At 28.7% G+C, this 7,399-nt stretch carries 7 protein-coding genes and 1 tRNA gene; 5 read left to right on the top strand and 3 right to left on the bottom strand.

The genetic code is table 11. The annotated features are described in order from the left end of the window. A partial coding sequence (locus Q0V15_RS01830) for an ECF transporter S component (protein ID WP_367173760.1) occupies nucleotides 1–590 on the top strand: 590 nt, incomplete at its 5' end. A gap of 84 nt (nucleotides 591–674) precedes the next feature. Here the strand turns inward: Q0V15_RS01830 and rimI are convergent. The 3 genes from rimI to tsaE are packed head-to-tail and all read right to left on the bottom strand — an operon-like array spanning nucleotide 675 to nucleotide 2,292. Continuing rightward, nucleotides 675–1,133 (bottom strand): ribosomal protein S18-alanine N-acetyltransferase, encoded by a 459-nt coding sequence (gene rimI / locus Q0V15_RS01825; protein ID WP_297435420.1) that lies wholly within the window; start codon nucleotides 1,131–1,133, stop codon nucleotides 675–677. After that, a complete protein-coding gene (gene tsaB, locus Q0V15_RS01820) occupies nucleotides 1,133–1,834 on the bottom strand; it encodes a tRNA (adenosine(37)-N6)-threonylcarbamoyltransferase complex dimerization subunit type 1 TsaB (RefSeq protein ID WP_297435419.1) in 702 nt (233 codons plus the stop codon). The genes rimI and tsaB overlap by 1 nt, the downstream gene beginning before the upstream one ends. After that, nucleotides 1,828–2,292 carry a tRNA (adenosine(37)-N6)-threonylcarbamoyltransferase complex ATPase subunit type 1 TsaE gene (gene tsaE, locus Q0V15_RS01815; protein WP_297435417.1) on the bottom strand — a complete coding sequence of 155 codons (465 nt, stop codon included), beginning with the start codon at nucleotides 2,290–2,292 and terminating at the stop codon, nucleotides 1,828–1,830. The genes tsaB and tsaE overlap by 7 nt, the downstream gene beginning before the upstream one ends. A 238-nt stretch (nucleotides 2,293–2,530) precedes the next feature. On the opposite strand from tsaE, the gene Q0V15_RS01810 reads away from it, so the two are divergent. The 4 genes from Q0V15_RS01810 (at nucleotide 2,531) to Q0V15_RS01795 (ending at nucleotide 7,247) form a co-directional block, all read left to right on the top strand. Beyond that, a tRNA-Trp gene (locus Q0V15_RS01810) sits at nucleotides 2,531–2,606 on the top strand. A 351-nt stretch (nucleotides 2,607–2,957) separates the two neighbouring features. Beyond that, the gene (locus tag Q0V15_RS01805) at nucleotides 2,958–3,494 is read left to right on the top strand and encodes a hypothetical protein (protein ID WP_297435415.1); all 537 of its coding nucleotides are present in this window, start codon (nucleotides 2,958–2,960) and stop codon (nucleotides 3,492–3,494) included. A gap of 750 nt (nucleotides 3,495–4,244) precedes the next feature. After that, nucleotides 4,245–5,240 (top strand): metal ABC transporter solute-binding protein, Zn/Mn family, encoded by a 996-nt coding sequence (locus Q0V15_RS01800; RefSeq protein WP_297435413.1) that lies wholly within the window; start codon nucleotides 4,245–4,247, stop codon nucleotides 5,238–5,240. Nucleotides 5,241–5,447: 207 nt separating this feature from the next. Beyond that, the gene (locus Q0V15_RS01795; RefSeq protein WP_297435410.1) at nucleotides 5,448–7,247 is read left to right on the top strand and encodes a MutS family DNA mismatch repair protein; all 1,800 of its coding nucleotides are present in this window, start codon (nucleotides 5,448–5,450) and stop codon (nucleotides 7,245–7,247) included. Nucleotides 7,248–7,399: the final 152 nt, after the last annotated feature.

The following is a 7,399-nucleotide window of genomic DNA, read 5'->3' as shown; positions in this document are numbered from 1 at the left end:
TAAACATCTACATTAAGATTGCTATACTAAGTGCTATTGCATTTATAGTAATGATGTTTGAAATTCCATTAAATCCAGCTTTTCCATGGCTTAAGATTGACCTCAGTGATATGCCGGCTCTTATGGGAGCATTTGCATTTGGACCTATTGCAGGAATAATAATTGAGTTTATGAAAAACTTTTTAAATATTCTTTTAACAGGAACAGCAACAGGTGGTGTAGGAGAATTTGCTAATTTTCTTATAGGAATTTCATTTGTAGTACCAGCATCAATTATTTATAAAAAGTATAAAACTAAAAAATCAGCTATTGTTGGTATGCTAGTTGGAACAGTTTCTATTATAGTAGTAGGAATACTTGCTAACATTTTTATATTACTACCTTTATATGGTATGGAGTTACATGGAAAAGCTTTAGTTACTTATATAGTAGCAGGACTTTTACCAGTAAATGGGCTTAAAGCTATAATAAATTCAGTAATAACTCTTATTTTATATAAGAAGCTATCAAAAACAATATTTAAGGTACAACCAATGCTTACAGCAAAGGATTTATTTAAGAAGAAGAATAAAGATATAAAAGAAAGTTAAATGATAGTATAAAAGGATGCGTAGAATTATTTCTACACATCCTTTATTTTATGGGCAAAAAAAGAAAGCATCAAATGATACTTTCTAAATTGAAGATTTAATATCTCTATTACCCATAAGAATAGCAGTTTCACCATTACTTGAGTAATATTTCTTTCTTTCACCTTCTATTATAAAGCTTTGCTTTTTATAATAGTTTTGCGCAGTAGTATTAGATTCTCTAACTTCAAGCATAATTTCATTGCAGTTATTTTCTGTGCAATATTTTAAAATACCTTTAAGTAAAGAAGTTCCAAGACCTGTTCCACGAAGTATTTCATCAATAGCGATACTATTAATATTTGCTTCACCAGCTATTATCCAAACATTTGCAAAACCACAAATTTTTTTATCATCTGTTATTACAAAGTTATGAGATAGATGATTGATAAGTTCAGCTTCAAGAGATGGAGCATCCCAACTTTCATTTCCTTTAAAGCAAGTATTACTTATTTTAAGAACATCTTGTATATCTTGTTTTGTCATAAGTCTAGTTTCTAGCATTATATACCCATTCTCTTTTCATACTCAGTTTCAGCCTGTGTTTTCTTAAGATAAACAGGGCTAAACTCATTTATAGGACTTGTGATTCCAGCATTAAGTTTGATTAATGCAAGTTCTCCAAGTGATGAAGCCTTAGGATATAGACAGTTAAGAGGGGCAAATATAGCATTTGGAACTTCTTCTAGAAGTCTAGCTCTATGTTTTGTAACACCATCTCCAACAAACATTACTTTTTCATCTCTTTTATTTAAATCTTCTATAAGTTCTTCAAGTGAAATACAAGCAGATTCTGAAATAGAAGTAAGCTTTCCATTTACATTTCTATAAAGGTTTGAGTATACATTATCTCTAAGTGCATCTATGATAGGGCAGATAATACCATCAAACATAATAGCATTATAAGCAAGACTATCAAGAGTTGATAATGAAATACAAGGTTTCTTTGTACTATAAGCAAGACCTTTAATTGTAGCCATTCCAATTCTAAGACCTGTGAATGAACCAGGACCTTCTGATATTGCGAAAGCATCAACATCACTTATTGTAAGTTTATAGCTTGTTAAAAGCTCATCAATTAAATCCATAACAAGTGCTGAATGTTCTCTTTTACTATTTAAGTTTATTTCACAAAGTATCTGATCATCTTTAACAAGCGCACAAGTAGCTGTTACTGATGATGAATCAATACATAAAACTAACATAATCTAATCTCCTTTGCGTAATCATAGGCACTTCCAAAAGGAGTAACTGTGATTTTTCTAACATCTTCACCTTCTTCAGGCATTTTCTTTATATTTATGTAAAGATATTCTCTTGGGATTATCTCTTCAATGTAGTTTGCCCATTCAATAAGGCTTACACCATTACCAAAAATATATTCATCAAATCCTATTGCATAAATTTCATCAGGATCACTTACTCTATATACATCAAAGTGATAAAAACTAAGTCTTCCACTATGATATTCATTTACTATGTTAAATGTAGGGCTTGTTATATGCTCTGTAATTCCAAGACCTTTTGCAAGTCCTTTACTCAAATGAGTTTTACCTGTTCCAAGATCACCAGTTAGACAAATAATATCACCACTGCTAGCAAGTTTCCCTATTTGTTTTCCAAGTTCCATAGTATCTTCAACTGAATTAACTATAAATTCCATAAGAATCATCTCCTTTCAAGTTAATTACTTCTTTAATATTCTATACAACTTTACAAAAAAATAAAAGAGTAAATGGGATGTTTTCTAAGCTTTTAGTATTTTATTATAGATAATAGAGAATATTTTAGCATTAAATAGCAAAAAAGTTTGAAAAATATAAATAAAAGACTTGCATTATTATTATAATGTGTATATAATAATAAATGTAGTCGCAACAAGCGAGTGCAACAAGCGATGAAGGGGTATGGCTCAATTGGTAGAGTAGTGGTCTCCAAAACCATTGGTTGTAGGTTCGAGTCCTACTACCCCTGCCACATCAGAGAAGATTTAGAGTTTCTAAGTCTTCTTTTTTTTATTTGAAAAATAAGATATTAAAAAAGCAGCATATATGAATATGTTGCTTTTTTATATTTAAAATAGAAATTTTTATCCTTTTTAAAGAATTATGAGAAATTTAAAAAAACATAAATAAGTTTAAGATATAGACCTTATAATAAGTTGGTTTTAATGAATTTATGAATATTATGTTAATGATGTTATTATATTTTGAAGTTTAAGTTAATAATTTGTACAAAATGTAAAGGTGGTATGCTTGAAAAAAAAAGAAATAACTGCTACTCTTATGGAAATAAAAGAGATTAGTTTCAAAATTTGGAGGCGTTGTTTTGGAAGATATAAGGATATATAAAGAGTTTAGAGAGCTTAGACAAGTTGCATATTTTTTTATGATAATTATAATTGTATGCGTATATTTTATTTATAAAGAATATATGTTTTTGACAAAAGATTATATAACGAGTGGGCTTATTGTAAATATGGCAAGTATGCTTATTGAAGGTATTATAATAGTTGTTTTAGGAAAATTTTCAATTAGTCTTGTAAATAAAATTTTACTAAAAGAGCCATTTATAATTTTTGAGAAAAATGATATTATATCTAATGGTCTTATTGGAAAGTTTGAGATTGAGTGGGATGAAATAGAATCATATACTGAAACATATTTTAGGGGAATGCCAACTATTGTTCTTAAGTTTAAAAAAGATAGTAAACATAAACAAGAGTCTTCAATTTTAAGGCAATTAGTATATTATTACAATATAAAAAGAATGGGTGGAGAACTTGCATTTATGCTTCCGCTCTTAGATGGGAAGTATGATGATGTTCTTAAATATATAAATGATAAAGTCAGAAACTATCAATAGTTTCTGACTTTTTTATTTTTGTTTAATAAGTGAAAGTCTTGTATGTATAATGACGAAAAGTAGCAATAAAATTGATGGAAAACATTACTAATGATTTTTATGAATTAAAATTACTATAATGGTTAACATAATAGTGTAGGAAGGAAAGAAACAAAAACTTCTTAAAATCCTACATATTCAAACCAATATCCCAAGGAGGGAATTTATTATGTGAAACACATATAGTCCAGAACTCGGAAGGAATACCAGAGTTTCTAAAAAAGAACTGGATAATAGTCTTGGAGTACCCTTACGGGAATATAGTTTATTTTTAAAGCCAACCTAATAATAGGAGTGATGAAGATGAATGCAAGACGGGTGTATAGTAAGTCGACGAGTTGTGAAATGGTGCGAAAGCAGATAGAAGATATAAGTAAGTCACCAACATAAATATTCAATTGAAAGCTACGTTATCGGATAGTGAAATGAAATTGCAGAATTTAACGAATCAGTTAGATGAGGAGTGTTTATTATGGAAGGACCACCAAAGTATTAATTGTAACTATAAATTACATTAATTAATCTTCTATCAAAAAAAGGAATAGGCTGCTTAATGAATAATAACAATTATTTTTTAAGTGGCCTTTTTCTTTGTCAAAATAATATATAAAATAAAAGTTGACAAGCTAGTTGAAAAAAAGTATCATTAAGGTAACAAATGCAAATGATTTGCAATAACGAGATAGTAATTTTAGAGGAGATATAAATTAAATGAAAAGAAAATTAATTTTTGGGGCAATGATAGCTACTTTAGTAGTTGGACTTGTTGGATGTACAAGTGGAAAGTCAGATACAGCAAATGCTAAGGAGACAGATGGAAAAGTAAAAGTTATGGCAAGTATTTATCCTGTTAAGGAACTTACTGAAATTATAGGGGGCGATAAAGTTTCTGTAAGTTCTATGGTTCCAGATGGAGCAGAGCCACATGATTTTGAGCCTAAGGCTAAAGATATGGTTAAACTTAATGATTCAAATATGTTTGTATATAATGGACTTGGAATGGAACATTGGGTTGATAAAGTTTTAGAGTCAGTTAATAATAAAAAGTTAGAAGTTATAAATACTTCTAAAAATGCTGATGTAATACTTGTAAGTAATGATGATGAAGAAAAAGTTGATGAACATGATGAAGGTGAAGAAGCTCATTCACATGATGAACTTGAAGAAGGACACTCACATGATGATGGGCATAATCATGGAAGACAAGATCCTCATATTTGGCTTAGTTTTACAGAAGCTAAGAACCAAGCAAAGCTTATTGAGGAAGGTCTTATAAAAATAGACCCAACTAATAAAGAATATTACACAGCAAATTATAATAAGTTTGCAACAGATGTTGATGCAGTTTCTAAAGAATATGGAGAAAAGTTTAAAACTTTATCTAATAAAGATTTCTTAACAGGTCATGCAGCATTTGCATATCTATGTAGAGACTTTGGCTTAAATCAAAAAAGTGTTGAAGATGCTTTTGGTGAGGGTGAAGTTACACCTAAACATTTAAAAGGAGTAGCTGACTATGCTAAGGCTAATAATATTAAAGTTATATTTATGCCAGATACAGCAAGTGAGAAACTTTCAGAAACTTTAGCAAATGAAGTTGGAGCTAAGGTTGTAAAAATATCAAGCCTTGAAACAAAGAATGGAGATAAATCTTATATTGAAACAATGAAAGATAATTTAGATACAATATATAATAATTTAAAATAATTTTGAGTGCTATGGTATTATGCCATAGCATTTTTTATATAATAGGTATATTTTAGGTGTGTTTTGAGTATAAATTACTTATAGTGGGTTACATAATAATAAAATGCTAAGTTAATTAAAGTTTTGTACAAAGAATATACTTTATATATTAGTATAATTTATAGAAGAAGTAAGTAAACTATAAGTGATAAAAGGGGGTAGCTTTATATGAAAGAAAAATTAGAATTTTATAATAGACGAATAAAAGAAAAAGAAGATGAGCTTAAAGGTATTAATGGAAGATATAATTTGGTTAGTGCACTTAGATTTGTAGATTGTATAGTGCTTATTGTATTTGCAGCAAATTATTTCTTTGGAAGCAGTTTTAAAATGGTTTCAGTAGTTTTTGTAATTGTAGCAATTATAATATTTTTTGCTTTAATTAAATGGCATAATATTGTTGAAGCAGAAAGGACTAGTGTTGAAAATTCTATAAATCTTAATAGTGATGATATTAAGAGGTCTAGTGGAGAGTGGAAAGAGTTTTTAGATACTGGAGAAGAATATCTTGATGGAGAGCATAAATTTGCATCAGACCTTGATGTTTTTGGAAAAAAATCATTTTTTCAATGGGTTAATGCAACAAGGACTATATATGGAAGAGAAAAACTTCGTGATAGATTAGTATTTAAAGATGGTCTTAGTAAAAATGAAATTTATAAAACACAAGATGCTTTAAAAGAGTTAGCTTTAAAATTTGAGTTTCGTGAGAAATTTTTATCAGCACTTGGAAAAGAAGATTTTTCTGACAAAAATAAGGAAAAGAAACATTTTATTTTAGAGTGGGCTAAAACTGATAATAGTAGTTTTTTATCTACTGGTATAACTATTCTTAGGTTTGTTGCACCTATTATAACATTGTCAGCACTTGTTTTTGCTTTTCTTGGTATGGTTGATGTTGTAACATTTTTAAGTCTTTTAGCAGTTAATTATATTATTGTAAAAAGGGTGAGTAGAGAGGCTGAAAGTGGTATAAATCTTTTTGAAGAGTTAAAGGGTGACCTTTCAGGTTATGTTGTGGCACTTAAACTTTTAGAAAATGAAACTTTTAATTCAGAGAAGTTAAAGGCTATACAAAGCAGAGTTATAAATAAAGGAAAGGCAAGTCAGGAACTTGAAAGTCTTTATGGAATAGGGTCTTGGATAAATGATAGACATAATGCTTTTTATATAATTTTAAATGCAGCACTTTATTTTGATTATCATTTACTTGCTAGAGCAGAAAAGTGGAAGATTAAAAATAAAGAGCATATAAATGATTGGATGATGGCAATTGGTGAGTTTGAAGCACTTGAAAGTTTAAGTGTTGTGTCAGGAAATGAATATGTTATGCCGGTTATAAATGATGATTTGATTTTAGAGGCGGAAGAAATTGTTCATCCTATGCTTTTAGAAGAGGGTGTTAAAAATAGTTTTAGACTTGATAAGTCAAAGAGAGTTGCACTTATAACAGGTTCAAATATGTCTGGTAAAAGTACATTTTTAAGAAGTATAGGATTTAGTATGTTCCTATCATATTTAGGGCTTGGGGTTAAGGCTAAATCTTTTAAAACTCCAATTGTTAGTATTTATACTTGTATGAGAACTGCTGATAATTTAAATGAGAATATTTCATCATTTTATGCTGAGATAAAAAGAGTTAAGAAGATAGTTGATGGTGCTAAAAATAATGAGAGAATTATTTTTCTTCTTGATGAAATATTTAAGGGAACAAATTCTATTGATAGACATGAGGGGGCAGAAGTTTTAATTAATCAACTTTTAGAGGGTGAGAGTATAGGGCTTGTATCAACTCATGATTTAGAACTTTGTGATATGGAAAAAGAAGATAATTTTGTTGTTAATTATAATTTTAGAGAATATTATGAGAATGATAAACTGAAATTTGATTATAAGCTTCGTGATGGTGTTTCTAAAACTAGAAATGCTAGATATCTTATGAGGATGGCAGGTATAGAAATAGAATAATTTTACTTGGAAATTAAGACTAGAAGAGATAGATATCTCATTTAGACAATAATAAGTAAGTCTGATATAATGAAAGCATAGTTAACATAATATATAAAATTAAGCCTTTTTATGAAAAGGCTTTTTTTTTTGGAAAATTGAGATAAAGAATT

Source organism: uncultured Clostridium sp. (assembly GCF_947036855.1).
Lineage (GTDB): Bacteria > Bacillota > Clostridia > Clostridiales > Clostridiaceae > Sarcina.
Note: the sequence above shows the minus strand (reverse complement) of the source record. Positions and strands in the feature narration are given on the sequence as shown.